Genomic DNA, 18,097 nt, shown 5'->3' with positions numbered 1-18,097 from the left:
GGAATAACAAAACTTGAATAAATAGAAAAGGAGTTGACTCTGTCAACTCCTTTTCTATTTATTCGCTATCCCATTATACCAAAGGAGCTGGTGCTTCTTCTTCAAATAAAGGAAACTCTTTGATAATATTGTACCAAGTGATCACTTTTTTGATATCTGATGTATATACACGGGATTCATCATGACCAGGAGCGACTTCGCGGAAGAACTCTCGCAATGTAGCAGCATCCGATTTTGTATCAGGCAAGGTCAATCCTTTTTCTTTAATGGTCTCAAATATATCCAAAAGGCGGATTTCTTCTTCGTCACCATAAATCGTGATATCTTCCAATGTTGCCATTTTTGTTGAAGATAAACTTACCACTGTCTTAATTTTTGCTTGATCAAGGGTTTCCAGAATAAAACCACCCTTATTTTGTCCAACCAATTTGAACAATCCTGGTTTACCAGTTACAGATACTAATGCTCTTAAATTCATCTTAATTTTTTTTAAACCTCCAGAATTAATCTTCGATTACTTCAATTGATAAAATGCGGTCTCCTTGTCTGATATCGTCTACTACATCAACATTCTCGATTACTTTTCCGAAACAAGTATGGTTACGGTCCAAGTGCGCTGTGTTGTTGCGGCTATGGCAAATGAAAAATTGAGAACCACCTGTATTGCGTCCGGCATGAGCCATCGACAATACACCTCTATCATGGTACTGATTTTCTCCTGTTAATTCACAGTCGATTTTATAACCGGGGCCACCAGTTCCAGGGATACCTGCAGCGCCTTCGCGTGAATTTGGACAACCACCTTGAACCACAAAATCAGGGATAACACGGTGGAAAGCCAATCCATCATAATAACCTGATTTAGCAAGTTTAATGAAATTTGCTACTGTATTTGGAGCATCAGCTGTGTAGAATTGCACAGTCATGTCGCCTTTTTCTGTTTTAATAATCGCTTTACTCATGTTCAAAAATTTTTATGAAATACAAAGATAATGTTTCAGAGTGAAATGCGAAGTAATTCGCAGATTCCATTTTTTAAAATTGCATGATTTGTCGCGGGATGACCTTTAGAATAATGTGAAATATTTTTTATATTTATGTCAGCTAGCCGGTTATAATTTAAATCATGTCAAATCTGCATAAATTAGTTATCAGGGAATGGTCCGAGGCAGATCGACCCCGCGAGAAATTAGTAAGTCAGGGAAGGAGAGCTCTTTCCGACGCGGAGCTATTGGCGATTCTGATTGGCTCGGGTTCGATGGATGAAAGTGCTGTAGCACTTTGCCGACGAATTTTAGCGGATGTCAACAATAGCTTGGATACGCTTTCAAAGATGGATGTCAACGAATTGAGTCGATATAAAGGTATTGGTGAGGCCAAAGCGATATCCATCATCGCCGCATTGGAGCTGGCACGACGTAAGAAGGAATCTCCGTCCGAGGCAAGAAAAGTTTTGAATAGCAGTAAACGTGTATATGATTTTATGAAACCTATTTTACAGGATTTACCGCATGAGGAGTTTTGGACACTCTACCTGAATACCGGATGCAAATTATTGGATCAGCAACTTATTGGTCGTGGCGGAAATGATTTCACTCCTGTCGATGTCCGCATCATTCTGAGAAATGCCCTTGCAATAAAAGCCCATTCCATCGTACTGATTCACAATCATCCCTCTGGCACTTTGCAACCCAGTAATGCTGACAGAATTCTGACGCAAAAAATTGTTGAAGCATCAAAAATTATGGATATTAGGGTAAATGATCACCTGATCTTTACTGACAATGGATATTATAGCTTCAGAGATGAAGATATAATAGATTAGCTATAGGAATCTAACATGAACAAAAATAATATTGAGCGATTTACAGATAGGGTAGTGGATTATGAGAAATTTAGACCCAATTATCCAAAAGAAATTATTCAGATTCTTAGCGAAAAGATCGGTTTCAATAAGAGATGGCTGGTTGCAGATATCGGTAGTGGTACAGGTTTATCGACACAGCTATTTTTGGAAAACGGAAATGATGTCTTTGCCGTTGAACCAAACCGGGAGATGCGCGAATCCCTTGTACATCATTTTAAAACATACCGGAATTTAATCGCATTAAATACGACCGCCGAAGATACATCCATAGAGTCGGGCTGTGTAGATCTGATTTTCGCTGGTCAATCTTTTCATTGGTTTGATCGTAACGCCTGTTATAAGGAATTTAATCGTATTCTCACGAAAAGCGGTCATATCGTACTGGTCTGGAATCAACGGGACCCGACAGATGCTTTCCAGCAGGAATATGAACAATTTTTACGTCAGCATATTCCTACTTATCAATCTGTCAGTCACAAAAATATAAGTGATGAAGATCTTCGGGATTTTTTTGTGGATAGGCCAATGACAAAAGTTTCTTTGCAGAATCAACAAGTGTTTGATCTGAAATCCTTTCTGGGAAGAGTGAGGTCATCTTCTTATTTCCCGAAAGATGGGGATGAAAATAAAACCTTATACGATGACCTCCGTTTACTATTTGAAAAGTATGCAATTTCTAAACGTATCGTGTTTAAATATATTACCGAGATCTATATCAGTTAAAATAAGCCCGGCGAATGCGTGGAAGCTCTTGGACAACAGCTGTTCTTTTTACATTGAAAACACGCCCGGTAAGGGAAAGGATGTCTTTAGTGTTGTCATATGTTTAGGAAGGCTTTTATAGGAAAGGGCATTCCTTTTTTATGGTCCCCAGTTAAATAGGATAGGAATACAGTACTGATAGTTAAAAAAATGTTAAACATACCATTGAAAAAGGGACATGGCATTTTATTTGGAAGTAGTTGAGGGATAAGTTAAAAAGATATGTTTGGAGTTGATTTAATATTCTTTAGACGGTTTTTAGTTTTATTGCCAATTTTCATGTTGGCAAGCCGGTCAAAGGGTCAACAGTTTACTTCCTTCGGTAATGGAGAAGGAAACTTTCATTTGGCTAATCGTTGGATAGATCCTTTTTTTCCTTTAAATATCCATGCTAATATGGTTGCATTAGCTCCGGTCACCAATGATAAAACTAAGAGCACAGGGGCGAAAGAAACTATCGATAAGGTAAGTGACTGGACAGCTGAGACTACCAACCCCATTGTGGAGCATAACAAACCTAAAGCAGAGATAAAATACTCTTCTTCCGGTACAAGTACATTATATCGCGTGGCACTTGATAAACAGCTCGACGAACGTTACGATGGAAAGCAAGTTTTTGTGGATGCAAAAGGGGTAAAATATATAATTGATTCGAAATACAGAAAGCAGGTCATCAAATAATAATATAGTGACGTTAAAATGTTTTTATAATATTGTTATGAAGAAATTGTGATACGTAAAAGGGACATCCATGGATGTCCCTTTTACGTATCACAATTTCTTCTACCGTAATATTTTTAGTAGATAATCCTTATCGAGGTAAAAAGTGTTTAAACTTCCTCCATATTCGAGAATAGTGCTACTGATTTCCTTCTTATGTTGTTGTAGTGTCTGGATTTTATCCTCAACGGTGTTTGGGCTGATCAGACGAACGGCAGTGACATCCTTCCGTTGACCAATACGATAAATGCGATCGATCGCTTGCTGTTCCACGGCCGGATTCCACCAGGGGTCGACCAGGTAGACAACATCTGCCGCTGTAAGGTTAAGACCTGTACCTCCGGCCTTGAGGCTGATGAGAAAAACGCGGATATTTTGATCGGATTGGAAATCGCTGACCAGCTGCCCACGGTTTCTGGACTGACCCGTCAGCGTAAGCGACGGTATCCCATTTTTATCCAATGCTTCTTTAATCAGTCGCAACATGCTCACAAATTGCGAGAATACAATGATTTTATGTTGATCTTTTTTATGTTGGATCTGTTCCACAAGCATTTCAATCTTTGCCGAATCTTCCGCCGATGTTAGGTCTTCACTTTGGAGTAATTTACTGGAATTACAGATCTGACGTAATTTGGTTAAACCTTTAAGGACATGCATGGGGCTTTTCTTGATTTCATCCCCGTCTTTGGCTGAGATAAACTCGCGGAATTCTTTTTCATAGAGATCATAGATCCTGCGTTGTGCAGTTTTCATTTCACAATAGAGCACCAATTCATTTTTTGCGGGGAGATCATCCAGGACATCTTGCTTGGTTCTCCGCAGGATAAAAGGTTTGATTTTTTCCTTCAGCATTTTTTTTCTTTTGCGATCGTGAAAAGCATCAATCGGAGTTGTATACACGTCCTTAAAATACTTTTTATTCCCCAATAGACCCGGAACAGTAAAAGAAAGCTGTGCAAATAGATCCATCGTATTATTCTCAATAGGCGTTCCTGTTAGAATAATACGGTTTCTCGACCGCAATAGATTTACCGCTTTGTACCGCTGTGAATCCGGATTTTTGATGTGCTGAGATTCATCAAGTATGACATAGTTGAATGTCAGTTTCTTTAATCTATTGATATCGGTCAATAGGTTGTGGTAAGAAATAAGCACAATATCCAGTTTTTCAAACTGATCCGCGATGTCGCTTCGGTTTGGCCCTTCAAGAATCATGGTGTTAAATGAAGGCAGAAATTGCTGAATTTCATGTTTCCAGTTAAAAATCAGTGTGGTGGGGAGAACCAATAGTGTCGGAGGCATTCCCTTTGCTTTTTGGGTCGCTAGAAAGGCGAGGATTTGGACGGTTTTGCCTAATCCCATATCATCGGCCAGGCAGGCTCCAAAATTTAGCTTGTCCAAAAAATTGAGCCATTGCAGCCCCTGCTGTTGATAAGGCCGTAAATCTCCGACAAAAATCTCCGGTAATTGTACCGGTGGATATGTTGCCAATGTGGAAAGCTGATTTTTTAAATGGCTGACCTCAGTAGATACTTTCTGATCCATGTCTTGTTTATCAAAAAGCTGGTCTATTTCATTAAACTTATACTTGGGTATCTGAATAAGTTCATCTTCTATAATTTCTGCTGCGTTAAAGTAAGCCTCAAATTTTTCTAGCCATTCCTCAGGTAAAATACCGAGTGTGCCATCATCCAGGGCGATAAATTGGGAACGGTTTCGAATTGCCTTTTCAAGTTTTTTCAATGAGACGCTCTTGGGCCCAAATTTGACCTGTACAGTGGCATTAAACCAATTTTGTCCACTTAATACCTCGATCTGTATTTTGCCTTTAAACTGGCTCAGCTTATTTCCCCTTATGGTATTGAACCCAATAATCTGGATACCATGATTACGCCATTCATCGAATGCATTCAGAAACCAGTTTTTATCCAAGAAATATTTACGGTGCAAATAAAGATGTTGAAAGCTATCGTCATCCAACTGTTCCTGAAAGTAGGCATGTTGCTTGAGTAGCAACGAGATCACTTTGGTTTCTAGTTCTTTTTTGCGTTCTACCAAAAATTGGGATCCCTTTGCATCGGTTCCAAATATGTTTCTCTTACTCAGTATAGGAACTTCAACATCCCCATAACGCATGACCGGTATAATATTTACGAAATCTTCTGATTCTTCCAGAAAAATGAGTGCCTGTATATCTTCATAGTACAGGTTTTCCTTCAGTTGCGGTTTGCTCGCTTTGGGGATATCTTTGAAATTTAATTCTACTGAATTGGCAAGAGGATCTAGAAATAATTCGTTAAACTCTTTGAACTTGTTGCGATGTATGCGCAATTGATCGCCTTTGTTCCCAAATAAACGAATCAATTTGAGATGGAGTTTATTCTCTACAAGGAAAAGCTGTTTTTTTATCAGGATGAACTGATCAAAAAGAATATTCAGATCCTGCAGGTCATAAACGATACCATGAATGGATAGTTCCCCTTTGATGCTATAGAATGCATCGTTTTGTTCCACAAATAATCTGATATTTCCTTTGTTTGAGCTGAGCTGAACCGGGGATAATGATGTAGCCGTTATATTCTCTGCTTTCTCATAATCGTGTAGGTAAAAATCTATTGCCAATGGATTTTTGGCAATGGCACGCAAACTCCTTTCAATGGTGACATCTGCTTGCTGTAAAGGTTGGGCCAGCAGGTTGATTGCCGCAAAAAACTGGGTTTCTTCGACAGAGTCAGTCTGCCAAATGCGCGTTTGACTTTCCAGGAGCGAAATGGGATTTTTTGGGGTACCCGATTTCGAAAGCGTTGACTGGCATAACAATACCTGTAATTGCTTATAGTAGCGATTGCGGGTTAATACAATAAAAGTATGTTGGTGTTCTCCGGAAGTTTTGGGTTGTTTGGTCGATGGCTCGAGTAGATCAAAATCGTCTATAGAGGTGAGCTGCTTGTCTTTTAAAACGAATTGCAGCTCAGCATTTTTGACCTGGGCTGAAAAGTAGTTTTCCAGCGAGGGTTCATTTTCCAAACCATATTGAACGGCAGCTTTTTTAAGTAGATTTCGATAACGGTTAAAGTCGAAAAAAGATAGCCAGTTTTCTTGTCCGAATAGCTTGGTTAATGTTGCTTTTTGGTGTGTACAAAAGCCTGTTTGCGCACAGTTGCAGAACAGGGAAGTGACAGGTGATTTGTAAATAACCATTACCTGAAAATTCGTGTAGCTTTCGATTACCTGAAAGGTCGCCTGATTAAATTCCATCTCCTGGACATTGATCTGGATATTTCCCAGGATGGTGTCCATCCACGGAAAATAAGAATACCGACTTACTGTCCCGAAATCTATTGTTGTTAATGTATGTTGATGGAACTCCATACTCGGTTAGATTAAAAATTAAAATTCATACCGCCATAGTAATTTCGCAATGGTGCTGGATTGAAATACCGGCCACCGAAAGCATTAATGTCATTACCTAGACTATACTTTTGGTTCAGCAGATTGTCAGCACCAGCAAAAATACCAACTTTGTACCTATGACTTATAGCTTTGCTCCAGGATATTTTGCCTTGCAAAAGGTGGTACCGTTTTGCAAATACAGTATTGGCATCGTCCAATGGTATGGCTGCGGTCAAATTGGAAAGTAGGTCCAAACGAAGCTCACAGGGGAAAAGCACATTTAAGCTGTTTACCCAAACTGTTTTTGGTACCGCAGTAAGTTTGTTGCCAGTATAATCTTTATCCCCAACCTGGTAGTTTTTAAAAGAATAGTTATTTAGGGAGAGGTTGCTTCCAACCCGTAGGCTACGGATGAGCCCAGCCGACTTGGGTGTTATCAAATAAAGTAGTATGGACGCCTCAAATCCCTTTTGATCTATTTTTCCTGCGTTCTGAAAATATTCTGCTCCGGTTTCGCGTACCTGCCGGATGATGGCATTCTCCATTTGGTAGCTGTATGCGGCCGCATCCAATATCATTCGACGGTTCCACAGATGCCAGCGTATACCGAATTCATGGTTGGTGCCGATTTCTGGTCTGAGTTCGTCATTGATCGCATTGTCTGATGAGCGCACTTCCGCAATCGTTGGTGCAGAAAATCCCTTTGAAATTGAAGCCCGGGCTGCGAATGTTGGAGCCAGCATGTAGGAGACAGCGGCCCGTGGCATCCAGGTGTTGCCAAAATCGATATGCGATTTATCTTTCTGTTCAGTCGGATAGCGTTGTTGATAGGCTATTTTATTCGTATTTAGCCCCATGGATAATTCGACCTGTAACCGCTCGGACCAGGCTAGCTGTGCACGTGCAAAGAATGTCTGCTGACTATTTTCCAGTTTGTCTTTGGCCTGTGGACTTCCGGCCTGCCCTTGGTTATTGTCATAATTATCTATATCGTACCAGCCTTTTTGAGCCTCTATACCCATTTGCAGTTCATACTTTACTTTTTTGTAGAGTTGATCTACGTAGGATAAATATAGCCGTGTTCCTAAGTTTTTCTCATCCCTTTTTTCGTAATTAGTGATAAAGGGATTTTTGATCTGGTTGGACGAGCCGAATACATTGGCAAACAAGGTTAATTTGGAACTGATACTCGTTAGGTTACTTACACCGCCAAAAATGGTTTTATCATAGATTGCCGCTTTTTGTTCCGCGGCACTTGGGTTCGGTCCGGCTTTGGGACGGGATTGGCGGCGATCGCTCTCCATCTGTGCCGCAGTAAGACCTCCGGGAGTTTGATACGCTAGATCGGTATAGAATCCCGTGAATTTGAGTTCTGAACGCTTGGCATAATGCCAGTTATAGTTCAGTTGGATGTTTTTCCTGTTTAGCGATGAATGTTGACGATAACCGTCGCTGCGTGTCCAGCTCTGATTGATAGCCAATTGTTGAGTCTGATTGATTGGAAGTACAGCATTGAGCTGCTGTTGGAATAAGCCATAGGAACCCCCTGTTAGCTGTAAGCTGACTTGGGGTTTGGCTAGGGTATTAAAACCTTTGCTGTAGAGTGAAATTACCCCGCCGGAGTTGGCGCCGTATATAGAACCATCTGGACCTTTCAAAATATTGATCTGATCGATCGCGTAAGGATCTATCAGATTCAGATAGGTATTTCCCCCTGCATCTGTAAGTGGAAAATCATCGAGATAGATCTTGACATTGCGGATGCCAAACGGAGAACGGAGCATACTGCCGCGTAATGCCAAACGATAGCTCCCCGGAGAGCGTTCTTCCATACGTATTCCGGGTACCGTATTCATTACAGCGACAAGACTCGAGGATTGCTGGGATTGGATATGCTGTTGACCTAATACAGCAGCGGATGACGTCAGCCTTAGCAAAGGTTGTTTATTGAAATAAGCTTTGATTTCGACCTGTTCAAGCCTGTTGTGCGTGCTGTCAGCTGTTTGGGCATATAATTTACCGCATAGAAAAATCGCGGCAATTAGGTGTTTTTTTTTCATTGCTATTGGTAAGATAGGCTTAGTCTGCAAATTCCTGGCTAAAATATAATTCAAAAACCGCCTTGGCCTTGTTGTATTTCAAACATTGATAATTGGCATATACCGAACTCGTCGGCATACATAAGGTATTGGACATTTTATCCGTTGAAAAATCCTTGCTTAAGCACCCACGTTTGAGATCGAATCTGTTATTGGTTGAAATATTTTCAATCGAGAATGCATTTTCATCCATCAAATAATTTGATTGACTTGAGCGTATATAATCCTCTTGATAGATCAATTCTGCTGCAATGCTGTAATCCACTGTCCCATTCGCATAATAACAATCCGATTGACGCAGTAAATTTGATACCTGTATATCCCGATACAATGTTTTAAAAAGCTTATTTTTTTGATCAAAAAATAGGATTTCAATCTGATGCTTTCCTGTTTCATAGACAATGTATGCGACATCATTCGCTTTATTTCCAAAAATATCCCCTTTTGTTTGCGCCAGAATATGAAGATACGCATGATGCTCAAAATAATCTTTTTGGTCTTCCCCTAGATCTGCACGCAGTTTTAGATCGAATTTTTCAAAGAGCCCCGCATCAGCTAGTTTGGTTAACTGTTGCCGTTGCTGACTGGCCATTTCCTCTGTCTGTGGATTCGAATAGGTAGACGTATCAAATACAGGAGTTAAGGCGTGGCGACTTTCGGTAATCTGTTGATTTTGATGATCGACAGCACTGTCTTTCGTCGAAATAACCCGAGGATTAGATTGCGTGATCTGCTGACAGGATACCAAACCCAAAAGCAAAATAGATAGAAAAGTCGTCTGTAAATTCATGTATTTATCTTCAATGGAGAATCCATCTAACGGATTTTAGACAGAGTCACAATATCGGCTAATTTAATGATTTTGTAGAAAAGAACGCTTGCTTGTTTAGGTTAAATTAAAATGCTTCGTTCAATCCAAGGAAGAAGCCACGGGATCCATATTTTCCTATAGCATAATCAAGACAAAGATTTGTTCGGGTGGCTTTGTTAAATAGGACACGTAATCCGGCACCCCCCCCCCGGCTGCCATCTTTCAAATAATTTTGTCCCCAATTCATCGCTAGCACTTTGGAGATTAAAAAATGCAGCCCCGCTTAAAAAACGATTTTTTAAAATAGGGAAACGGTATTCTGTTTCGGCATAGGCAAAAGAAAGTCCTTTGAAATAACCAACGGTATAACCACGACCAGTCCTTACTGCAGCATCTCTTCCTGTTCCCGGGAGGTCAAAATAAGGGAGGACACCGCCAAGCTTGTAAGAACCCCAATACCAAAAGGCGAGTACATGTGCCGGATCTGATTGCGATAAACTAAAGTATTTACGAAAGTCGGTTGTTAGTTGGACAGCACTTTTGCTACTGCCCAGCAATGTTGTGTTCCACCGCAGGCCAATGTCCGAATAGATCCCCTTATAAGGTCTGTTGGGATTATCACGGGTGGTATACTGCATATTCAATAAGAGGCCGTTGGAGTTGTAGCTATCTGGAGCAAATCCATGCTTTTCGGTATAAATGGTGTTTGGTGTAATATCTCCATTTGGGCCACTGCTTGTTATTTTTCGGCGCAGGTCGAATGCCAATCCGGCCCCTAAAAATAAACCATCCGCAACTTTTTTATAGACTTTTTCATTAAAAGTAAAGGCGTTGTATTTGGCTCCATATTTTTTATGTTCCGGATTGGCAAGTATTTCCTCCGCCTCATTAGTCCATTTTCCCTGTGGGGTCATACCTAAGCCAGCATCAAGCGCCACCATTTTGACCAACGCAAAAGCTCCCTGAAAGTTTAACTTATTGTTTGGAGTAAATACATTATGGCTAATGTAGAAAACCATAATATTTTTGGTGGTAATGGAGGCAGACGTTGCTGCAATCGACATGGTTGTCGTTTTTGGATCGCCCAGTACTTTTCCGGCAACGGCCTTGATTCCTATCTGTCCGCCAATCGTCGGATTATAAGCGATGTTTGGCATCAGGGTAATCGGAGAACGTTTACTCGATCTTTCCTTTTTGCGTTTGGGGTGAATAATCCGGCCAATTAGATCCGAGATGTCATATTGATTGGCCAGAATAGAGTCACGTTGTTTTTTATAGAAGGAGGTCGAATCAATTTCAGTTTCGGATTGAGCCACAAGCCTATTGGATAGCAGTAGGAAGCAAGGTAGGAAAAAACAGAACGTGAATAAATTATGACGACGTAAAAATTGCTGCATACCTTCGGGTTTATCTTCAATCTAAACGTCAAAAATATTAAAATGTTTTCTAAAGCGATAAAGCCAACCCCCACAGCATGTATCGTTGCATAGGCGAATATGCGTGGTAAGACCATTTGTCCAGATGAATTGGCATAAGCTTATGGTCAATGCTATGGTCAGGGTTATTTTCCACAGAAGGACAGAATCCGGTAATTAAACTTGGAAGTAAGCGCAAATTTATCTTAGTTTTGATTATCTAATTCGGAAATATGATCAGGAAAAATATATATTGCTGCAGTTTAGCCTTACTGCTGATCACTGGCTTTGTAGAAGCACAGGAACTCTATATGCCAAGAAATATTAAGCAGGCCATTGAAAAAGGTACGCGTACTATAACTGGTGTGCCGGGCAAAAATTACTGGCAAAACTTTGGGAAATATGATGTGAAAGTACAGTTGGATCCTGCTGCGAAAACAGTTCATGGAAGTGAGACAATTTTGTATACCAATAATAGCCCCGACACCTTAAAGCAATTGGCGATCCGATTTGTGAATAATGTGCACAAGCCTAATGCCGTAAGAGCTAATTATGCCTCTGACGACTACCTGACATCAGGGCTAAAAATAAAATCATTTAAGCTCAACGGGCAGGTTTATGAGGTGAACAGTGGGGAATGGGGGACAGTCAAGCTTGGTGATTTTGGACAGAAAATCCTTCCCGGAACGGTGGCTACCTTAGAGATTAGCTGGGAATATCCTTTATCGGTGGAGAGTGATCGAGAAGGCCTCCTCAATGCATCTACTTTTTATTGTGCTTATTCTTATCCACGTATATCTGTATATGATGATTACAATGGCTGGGACGTTTTGGAACATAACGGCAGACAGGAGTTCTATAATGGTTTCAATGATTATCAGTTTGAAATTACTGTTCCTAAAAATTTTGTTGTATGGGCTACAGGAGAGCTTCAGAATGCTGCAGAGGTTTTACAGAAACCTATTTTAGAACGTTTTGAGCAATCGAAGCAAAGTGATGTGCCTATTCATGTTGCTACAGCATCTGAGATGAAAGAGGGTAGGGTGACCGCACAGCAGGATTGGAACAAGTGGAGGTTTAAAGCGACTTATGTTCCAGATTTTTGTTTCAGTGTGAGTGACAATTACATTTGGGACGCCGGTAGTGTGGATTTAGGAACGAAACGCGTCAGTGTACAATCCAGTTACGTCGCCGGTACTCCTGATTTTGAACAGTATATTGGCTGGCAGCAATATTGCATCGACTGGTTTTCCAAAAATTGGCCCGGTGTGACCTATCCTTACCCGACGATGACTGCAGTACAAGGGTTTGCGGATATGGAATACCCGATGATGATCAATGATTCAAGTGTACCTGATAATTTTGTCGATGCACGACAAACAGCAGATCATGAGATCGCGCACACCTATTTTCCATTTTATATGGGAATTAATGAAACCCGATATGGGTATATGGACGAAGGCTGGGCTACTGCACTTGAATTTTGGATTGGTAATGCAGAAATCGGGGCCGAAAAGAACAAGGAGCTCTTTAAAGATTCACGTGTGAAACGATATATTTCTGATCCGTCCACAGAAGAGGATCAGCCTTTGATTACCATGACTTCACAGTTAAATGGTTTGGGATACGGAAATAACGCTTATATTAAAGCCGCCTTATCCTATATCGCATTGCGGGATTATTTAGGGGATGCGGTATTCAAAAAAGCCTTGCATCATTATATGGATCTTTGGCATGGTAAACATCCAACACCATGGGATTTCTTTTTCAGTATCAATGCTGGAGCTGGCCAGAATTTAAACTGGTTCTGGAAGAATTGGTATTTTACAAATAATTATATTGATTTAAAGGTGGATAGTTTCAGACAATCCGGAAATAAAAATACGCTTTCGATCACCAATGTAGGGGGATTTGCTATTCCATTTGACGTCTTGATTACCTATACGGACGGCACGGTGGAAACCAGACATCACACGCCGGCAATTTGGCAACAGCATGAAAAACAGGCAACAATCAGCTGGTCATCCGCAAAGAAAGTGAAGAAAATTACGTTGGATGGCGGTGTTTTTATGGACTATACAGCCAAAGACAATGACTGGGAAGTTGTAAAATAACGATGTATCTATGTCCATCTCCTTTCTATAGGGAGATGGATATACAAAAAACTTTAAACTTGACTGAAAACTTCAAAATTTTGCTATATAAAATTAACTGTCTGTGCTATAATTGTCGATAGTTCTGAAAGTAAGATTGATACGCGGCATAAAAACCTTTTTTGTTGGTGGCAGGCGATGTAGCCAATAAGTCTGGGTGAGATCTTTCATGACTAGCAGACTACCATTTCCCAGAATAAGATCGATCTTCTCTTTTGTTGTTTTGTGCTTGAACGCAAATTTTCTTTCGGCGCCAAAGCTCAATGAAGCAATTGCCCCATTTTTCTTTAGGTCTTTTTCTCCGTCGCTGTGCCAGGCCATGCCTTCATCGCCATTGTGATATAAATTTAATAAGCAGGAATTATAGGTTTCCTCCGTTTTCAGCTCGGCAAGTGCTTTTAGTTCAAGCAGTTCTTTTGTCCAGGGGAGGGCTTTTTTGGTGGTATTGGAATAGCTATATTCAAAAGCCTGTTCACCATACCAAGCAACTTTGCGTTTGGTGATAATTTCATTTCCAAAGATAATGGCACGATCATTTACCCATTCAATGGAATTCATTAATCGGTCAAAATAGTGATCAGCTTGTATTTGATCTAGTATTTTACCATAATAATTGACCGTCCCATCGTAGGGAAGTATGTTTTTTTTTCCATCAAAAAGATTGTCGAAGAGTTCCATGATATCCTTTGTTTTTGTGTTTTTTATATCGCGGTATGTAGGCTTTCCCAGCCGATCATTGCTGTCTTTCGCATCGGATCCCAACGATAGCCGCCGAAAATACCACTGTTTTGGATAACCCGATGGCAGGGGATCAGGTATGCGATGGGATTGCTGCCGACGGCAGTACCTACCGCGCGTGAAGCTTTGGGATTTCCGATCTGAGTAGCGATGGAACCGTAAGTACTTAAATTACCCATCGGGATCTTTAGCAGGGCTTCCCATACTTTCAATTGAAACTCCGTTCCCTTGAGGTGCAATTTCACCTGACCGATATCACCATCCTGTGGATTTAGTGCTTTGAGTGCATTTTCGTGCATCATGTCTCTTTGCTGCATAAATTTAGCGTTAGGAAAACGCCTTTGGAGTGCTTTGAATGCAAATTCTTTATCTTCTTCGTATGCAATATGACAGATACCCTTGGCGGTGGAAGCGACGATAATAGAGCCAAAAAGTGTATCATAATAATCATACGAAATGAGCAGGTTGGCGCCTTCATTCTTGTACTCGGCAGGTGTCATTCCTTCGATGTTGATAAAGAGCTCGTGCAACCTACTGCTACTTGAAAGTCCCAATTGAAATGTGGTTTCTGCAATATTGTTTTCTTTCAATAATGATTTGGCGTGATTTAAACTTATATATTGCAGGAATTTCTTCGGGCTTGTGCCTGCCCAGGCCGTAAACATGCGTTGAAAATGAGCTTCACTCATATAGACATGGGAAGCGATCTGCCCTAAGGTGGGTTGAGTTCTAAAATTTTCCTGTAAAAAATGTATAGCCTTGGCAATACGTTGAAAATCTACTTCTTGTTGGATAGTCATGATCTGTCATTTTGTTTATACAAAGTTGCTAAGAAGAAGAAGTTTATAAAATCCGATTTATGCTAAAGTGAGCGAAAGCTACGATGTTTTGTCTGAATGTCCCAATGATTTTGAGGGAGCAACAATATCGCGGATCAATTGCTTAAGCTCCTTGATCTCTGGAAATCTGCCGGCTCTCTTTCGATCAAAGATTTCTTCCCCATCGATGCGTATGGTATAGCGACCTGAAATTTCGCTCGGAATAAGCAGGACGCCATGGATATCATCGGTGAACGAGCTCAGAATTTCCTGGGACATATAGGCCGCACGCAACATCCAATTGCATTTTGGACAGTATTCGATTTCGATAACAGGTTTTGTTGCCATGATCTAAATTAAGCTATTATGCTTTCTGTAAAACAAATGTACCGATCTTGGCGCTGTCATCAAAGCGTCTGTAACAAATCATCTGCTGCTGGCAGCTAGCACGTCTTGCTCTTATTCTTCCATTAACCGATTTTTAAAGAGGTCATGGTGAGGGAACCCGCTACAGCATTGTCATTGAACAACAATATATCTTCATTTTTTTCCTGTAAAGCCAATGTATAGATTAAAGGAAGATAGTGCTCCGGTGTGGGGATTGCCAGATCAAACTCTTTTCCCTGCTGTCTGAAGTCAATTAGCGCCTGATGGTTGCCATCCAGGATAAATTTTTTCATCTTATCATTGGCAACGGTTGCCCACTCGTAAGCATATCCTGTTGTATTGAGTTTGTCCCATGCGACCATTCGGAGATTGTGAACCATATTCCCACTTCCGATAATTAGGACGCCTTTTTTGCGTAGTTCAGCCAGTTGTTGTGCAATTTCGTAATGATAGGAAGCCGGTTGGGTATAATCTATGCTCATCTGAATAATGGGCACATCAGCATGAGGATATAAATGTTTGACAACAGACCAGGAGCCATGATCCAAGCCCCATTTATCGTCGAGATGAATTTCTGTTTTTGTAACGATGCGCTGTGTTTCATGGGCTAAGGTGGGACTTCCGGGAGCAGGATATTGTACATCAAATAAAGCTTGCGGGAAACCTCCAAAGTCATGGATTGTAGCCGGATGCTCCATGGCGGTAACAAATGTTCCACGTGTCTCCCAATGCGCTGAGATCACTAAGATTGCTTTCGGTTTTTCGAATGTTTGTCCTATTTTTCTGAACCCCTGCACAAATTCATTTTCTTCAATCGCATTCATGGGGCTTCCGTGCCCTAAAAAAAGAACCGGAAATTTATCCGTAGGATTAAGTTCATTACAAAATTTACGTAATGAACTTGCGGGACCAGCGATGCCTGATAAGGGTAATGTTGCCATAATTTTTATAAACTCCTTCCTATGCATTTGGAATTAATAAGCGTTAATTTTTAATACAAAATTAGGTAGCCGAAGCCGGAGCAGGGTAGCGTTTTTTGGTCAATTGGTTGTATTATTCGGAAATCAGCCTCTGGATTTCATTTCTAAATTCAGATGGGGTCATGCCGGCTTTCTTTTTAAAAACATTGGTAAAGTAAGCTTTTTCCTGATAACCTAATTCGAAACCTATTTCCGAAATGGTCTTATTTGTTGTTAATAGCAGATTTTTGGCTTCGATCAGCTTTCTTGTTTCAATGATCTCCGAGACACTTTGTTGCAGTATACTTTGGCAAATCAGATTTAAATTGCGTGCGGACATAAAAAGTTTTTCCGCGTAATAGTTTACACCCTCCGGTCGGCGATAATTCTCTTCCAATATGGATAGAAAACTGCTGAACGTTGTGCTCTGGTTTTTTAATTGTTGTTGTGTGCCGGGAAACTGTTTTTTCCGCTCCGACTCTATCATAATAAATATTGTGCTCAACAACTGCTTGATTACAGCATAATCAACTATGACTTGTTGTGTTTCCTGTTGTATCATTTGGCAGAGGATGACCAGTCTGGAAAAACAGGGCGGCTGGAAAAAAGTTAATGTCGAATTTTCATGAAAATGCGCATAGAGCTGGAAGGTGGTTTCGGGAATGAATTCGCTTTTAAACCGGATCACCCAAAAGTCGATCTCTTGATCCAGAAGGAGAGGGGTTACCCGGTGTTTTTTGCCCTGCGCGACAAAACTGACGAAAGGAGCCTGATATGTTTTCGACTTAAAATCGATAAAATGTTCTAACTGTCCCTTGACGCCAATAATCAATTCTTCGAAATCATGTTGGTGAATTTCATTTTTCGACTCTTGGATGCGGAGTGCTTCTTTTGCATCGACTTGATATATCTTGAAAAGTTCGTTCAAAACTATTGACAACGATTAAATATTCCTTATTATCCAAACTTAGATAAATTGCTTTTTATATACAATATAATTACGTTTCCTATAAAAACAATTATTCGGTCTATTCTCTGCCACCGGGATTTTTTCTAGGGGAAATATACAGCTTTATTCCCATTTTGTGATATGCTATTCTGAATGCTTTTCTTTTAAAGAACTACGTTCCATAGAGTTAGTTCACATGTTTAGCGTTTTTTGTGTTGTTTGGCGCTGCGGTTCAGCTTTTGCCCGCTCTTGAATTGGACTTAATTTCTACACCTTTCGACTTCGCATTAGCTAGGAGACAAATCCATAAATAATAGGGACTTTATAGGGACCTCATTCGGACCTTGTCCGGACCTTATTCGGATAAAACCGTATAAAGTACCTATTAATCCCCTATCATATTAGGGTAAAGCTCCTCTTAATTTAAAAGTTGATTTAACGTTGTCCGCAAGATATTACGGCATTTCTGTGTCGCCGGACCCCGCTAGCCCCCCTGCTGGGAAAAACAATCCCCCACCGTTCCAGCCAGTTAGCAGAAAAACAAAAGAAATAAGAACAAAAAGCTTGGAAGTTTGTTATCAATCTTCCTATCTTTGCACCACTCCGCAAGGGAGGGACGGTTGCCGCGAGAGCAGGCAGCCATGAAAAAAGAAAGGTTTAAGAGAGCCTGGCAGGATTTAAAATCCCGTTCAGCTTATTTTAAACGCGGAAATCAGAAAAGAGAAAAAGAAAAAAAAACTTCAAAAGTTTTTTGGAAGTTCAAAAAAGATTTCTACCTTTGCAGTCCCAACGGAAACGGAGGGAAACAGAAAAAGATAAAGAGGGATGCAATGTCCATCGGAATAAAGCGGATACGGAAGTTGAAGCGCAAAAAGTTCTTTAAGAAAACACAATCATGTAGCGTGACGAGTAGACAAACGAAAGTCATGAACAAATTCAAGAATTAGTTCAATTCGATCCAAGATCAGAGATATAAAAAAAGAATTCTGATTATGTAAATAGTTAGAATCAAAAACTTCATTT

At 40.4% G+C, this 18,097-nt stretch carries 16 protein-coding genes; 5 read left to right on the top strand and 11 right to left on the bottom strand.

Annotation, left to right across the window (positions count from 1 at the left end):
- Positions 1-73: 73 nt before the first annotated feature.
- Both BWD42_RS15950 and BWD42_RS15945 read right to left on the bottom strand, forming a co-directional pair.
- Positions 74-478, bottom strand: coding sequence for a DUF5606 domain-containing protein (locus tag BWD42_RS15950; RefSeq protein WP_077437406.1), 405 nt, complete (start codon positions 476-478; stop codon positions 74-76).
- Between the two features lie 25 nt (positions 479-503).
- Positions 504-962 carry a peptidylprolyl isomerase gene (locus BWD42_RS15945; protein WP_077437405.1) on the bottom strand — a complete coding sequence of 153 codons (459 nt, stop codon included), beginning with the start codon at positions 960-962 and terminating at the stop codon, positions 504-506.
- 164 nt (positions 963-1,126) lie between these two features.
- On the opposite strand from BWD42_RS15945, the gene radC reads away from it, so the two are divergent.
- From radC to BWD42_RS15930, 3 genes are all read left to right on the top strand, one after another.
- Positions 1,127-1,825 carry a RadC family protein gene (radC, locus tag BWD42_RS15940; protein WP_077437404.1) on the top strand — a complete coding sequence of 233 codons (699 nt, stop codon included), beginning with the start codon at positions 1,127-1,129 and terminating at the stop codon, positions 1,823-1,825.
- A gap of 15 nt (positions 1,826-1,840) precedes the next feature.
- A complete protein-coding gene (locus tag BWD42_RS15935; RefSeq protein ID WP_077437403.1) occupies positions 1,841-2,590 on the top strand; it encodes a class I SAM-dependent methyltransferase in 750 nt (249 codons plus the stop codon).
- A 318-nt stretch (positions 2,591-2,908) separates the two neighbouring features.
- A complete protein-coding gene (locus BWD42_RS15930) occupies positions 2,909-3,310 on the top strand; it encodes a hypothetical protein (protein WP_077437402.1) in 402 nt (133 codons plus the stop codon).
- Between the two features lie 102 nt (positions 3,311-3,412).
- On the opposite strand, the gene BWD42_RS15925 is transcribed toward BWD42_RS15930, so the two are convergent.
- The 4 genes from BWD42_RS15925 to BWD42_RS15910 form a co-directional block, all read right to left on the bottom strand.
- Entirely contained in the window at positions 3,413-6,724 is a 3,312-nt protein-coding gene (locus tag BWD42_RS15925; RefSeq protein ID WP_077437401.1) for a DEAD/DEAH box helicase, read from the bottom strand.
- Positions 6,725-6,735: 11 nt separating this feature from the next.
- On the bottom strand, positions 6,736-8,805 hold the full coding sequence (locus BWD42_RS15920) for a TonB-dependent receptor (protein ID WP_077437400.1): 2,070 nt from the start codon (positions 8,803-8,805) through the stop codon (positions 6,736-6,738).
- Between the two features lie 19 nt (positions 8,806-8,824).
- A complete protein-coding gene (locus BWD42_RS15915; RefSeq protein WP_077437399.1) occupies positions 8,825-9,634 on the bottom strand; it encodes a hypothetical protein in 810 nt (269 codons plus the stop codon).
- A gap of 197 nt (positions 9,635-9,831) precedes the next feature.
- The gene (locus BWD42_RS15910) at positions 9,832-11,052 is read right to left on the bottom strand and encodes a BamA/TamA family outer membrane protein (protein WP_254846253.1); all 1,221 of its coding nucleotides are present in this window, start codon (positions 11,050-11,052) and stop codon (positions 9,832-9,834) included.
- A gap of 251 nt (positions 11,053-11,303) precedes the next feature.
- On the opposite strand from BWD42_RS15910, the gene BWD42_RS15905 reads away from it, so the two are divergent.
- Complete coding sequence (locus BWD42_RS15905) at positions 11,304-13,184, top strand: M1 family metallopeptidase (RefSeq protein ID WP_077437398.1); 1,881 nt, start codon at positions 11,304-11,306, stop codon at positions 13,182-13,184.
- 93 nt (positions 13,185-13,277) lie between these two features.
- Here BWD42_RS15905 and BWD42_RS15900 read toward each other — a convergent pair whose 3' ends face one another.
- The 5 genes from BWD42_RS15900 to BWD42_RS15880 all read right to left on the bottom strand — a co-directional run bounded on the left by BWD42_RS15900 (position 13,278) and on the right by BWD42_RS15880 (position 17,053).
- Positions 13,278-13,901: an alpha-ketoglutarate-dependent dioxygenase AlkB family protein gene (locus tag BWD42_RS15900; protein WP_077437397.1), complete on the bottom strand. Its 624-nt coding sequence runs from the start codon at positions 13,899-13,901 to the stop codon at positions 13,278-13,280.
- Between the two features lie 23 nt (positions 13,902-13,924).
- The gene (locus tag BWD42_RS15895; protein WP_175992077.1) at positions 13,925-14,761 is read right to left on the bottom strand and encodes a methylated-DNA--[protein]-cysteine S-methyltransferase; all 837 of its coding nucleotides are present in this window, start codon (positions 14,759-14,761) and stop codon (positions 13,925-13,927) included.
- Positions 14,762-14,839: 78 nt separating this feature from the next.
- The gene (locus BWD42_RS15890; protein WP_077437396.1) at positions 14,840-15,127 is read right to left on the bottom strand and encodes a SelT/SelW/SelH family protein; all 288 of its coding nucleotides are present in this window, start codon (positions 15,125-15,127) and stop codon (positions 14,840-14,842) included.
- Positions 15,128-15,249: 122 nt separating this feature from the next.
- Positions 15,250-16,107, bottom strand: a complete 858-nt coding sequence (gene ygiD, locus BWD42_RS15885; protein WP_217700088.1) for a 4,5-DOPA dioxygenase extradiol — start codon at positions 16,105-16,107, stop codon at positions 15,250-15,252.
- 112 nt (positions 16,108-16,219) lie between these two features.
- The gene (locus BWD42_RS15880; protein ID WP_077437394.1) at positions 16,220-17,053 is read right to left on the bottom strand and encodes a helix-turn-helix transcriptional regulator; all 834 of its coding nucleotides are present in this window, start codon (positions 17,051-17,053) and stop codon (positions 16,220-16,222) included.
- Positions 17,054-17,715: 662 nt separating this feature from the next.
- On the opposite strand from BWD42_RS15880, the gene BWD42_RS15875 reads away from it, so the two are divergent.
- The gene (locus BWD42_RS15875) at positions 17,716-18,021 is read left to right on the top strand and encodes a hypothetical protein (RefSeq protein WP_139351156.1); all 306 of its coding nucleotides are present in this window, start codon (positions 17,716-17,718) and stop codon (positions 18,019-18,021) included.
- Positions 18,022-18,097 lie beyond the last annotated feature (76 nt).

The sequence above is a fragment of the Sphingobacterium sp. CZ-UAM genome (genome assembly GCF_002000245.1).
In the GTDB taxonomy this organism is placed as follows: domain Bacteria; phylum Bacteroidota; class Bacteroidia; order Sphingobacteriales; family Sphingobacteriaceae; genus Sphingobacterium.
Note: the sequence above shows the minus strand (reverse complement) of the source record. Positions and strands in the feature narration are given on the sequence as shown.

Coding starts and splice junctions, on each gene's coding strand:
- BWD42_RS15945 (WP_077437405.1), bottom strand. CDS start 962: ATGAGTAAAGCGATTATTAAAACAGAAAAAGGCGACATGACTGTGCAA.
- BWD42_RS15895 (WP_175992077.1), bottom strand. CDS start 14,761: ATGACTATCCAACAAGAAGTAGATTTTCAACGTATTGCCAAGGCTATA.
- BWD42_RS15875 (WP_139351156.1), top strand. CDS start 17,716: ATGAAAAAAGAAAGGTTTAAGAGAGCCTGGCAGGATTTAAAATCCCGT.
- radC (WP_077437404.1), top strand. CDS start 1,127: ATGTCAAATCTGCATAAATTAGTTATCAGGGAATGGTCCGAGGCAGAT.
- BWD42_RS15910 (WP_254846253.1), bottom strand. CDS start 11,052: ATGCAGCAATTTTTACGTCGTCATAATTTATTCACGTTCTGTTTTTTC.
- BWD42_RS15905 (WP_077437398.1), top strand. CDS start 11,304: ATGATCAGGAAAAATATATATTGCTGCAGTTTAGCCTTACTGCTGATC.
- BWD42_RS15915 (WP_077437399.1), bottom strand. CDS start 9,634: ATGAATTTACAGACGACTTTTCTATCTATTTTGCTTTTGGGTTTGGTA.
- BWD42_RS15920 (WP_077437400.1), bottom strand. CDS start 8,805: ATGAAAAAAAAACACCTAATTGCCGCGATTTTTCTATGCGGTAAATTA.
- BWD42_RS15950 (WP_077437406.1), bottom strand. CDS start 478: ATGAATTTAAGAGCATTAGTATCTGTAACTGGTAAACCAGGATTGTTC.
- ygiD (WP_217700088.1), bottom strand. CDS start 16,107: ATGGCAACATTACCCTTATCAGGCATCGCTGGTCCCGCAAGTTCATTA.
- BWD42_RS15925 (WP_077437401.1), bottom strand. CDS start 6,724: ATGGAGTTCCATCAACATACATTAACAACAATAGATTTCGGGACAGTA.
- BWD42_RS15930 (WP_077437402.1), top strand. CDS start 2,909: ATGTTGGCAAGCCGGTCAAAGGGTCAACAGTTTACTTCCTTCGGTAAT.
- BWD42_RS15935 (WP_077437403.1), top strand. CDS start 1,841: ATGAACAAAAATAATATTGAGCGATTTACAGATAGGGTAGTGGATTAT.
- BWD42_RS15890 (WP_077437396.1), bottom strand. CDS start 15,127: ATGGCAACAAAACCTGTTATCGAAATCGAATACTGTCCAAAATGCAAT.
- BWD42_RS15900 (WP_077437397.1), bottom strand. CDS start 13,901: ATGGAACTCTTCGACAATCTTTTTGATGGAAAAAAAAACATACTTCCC.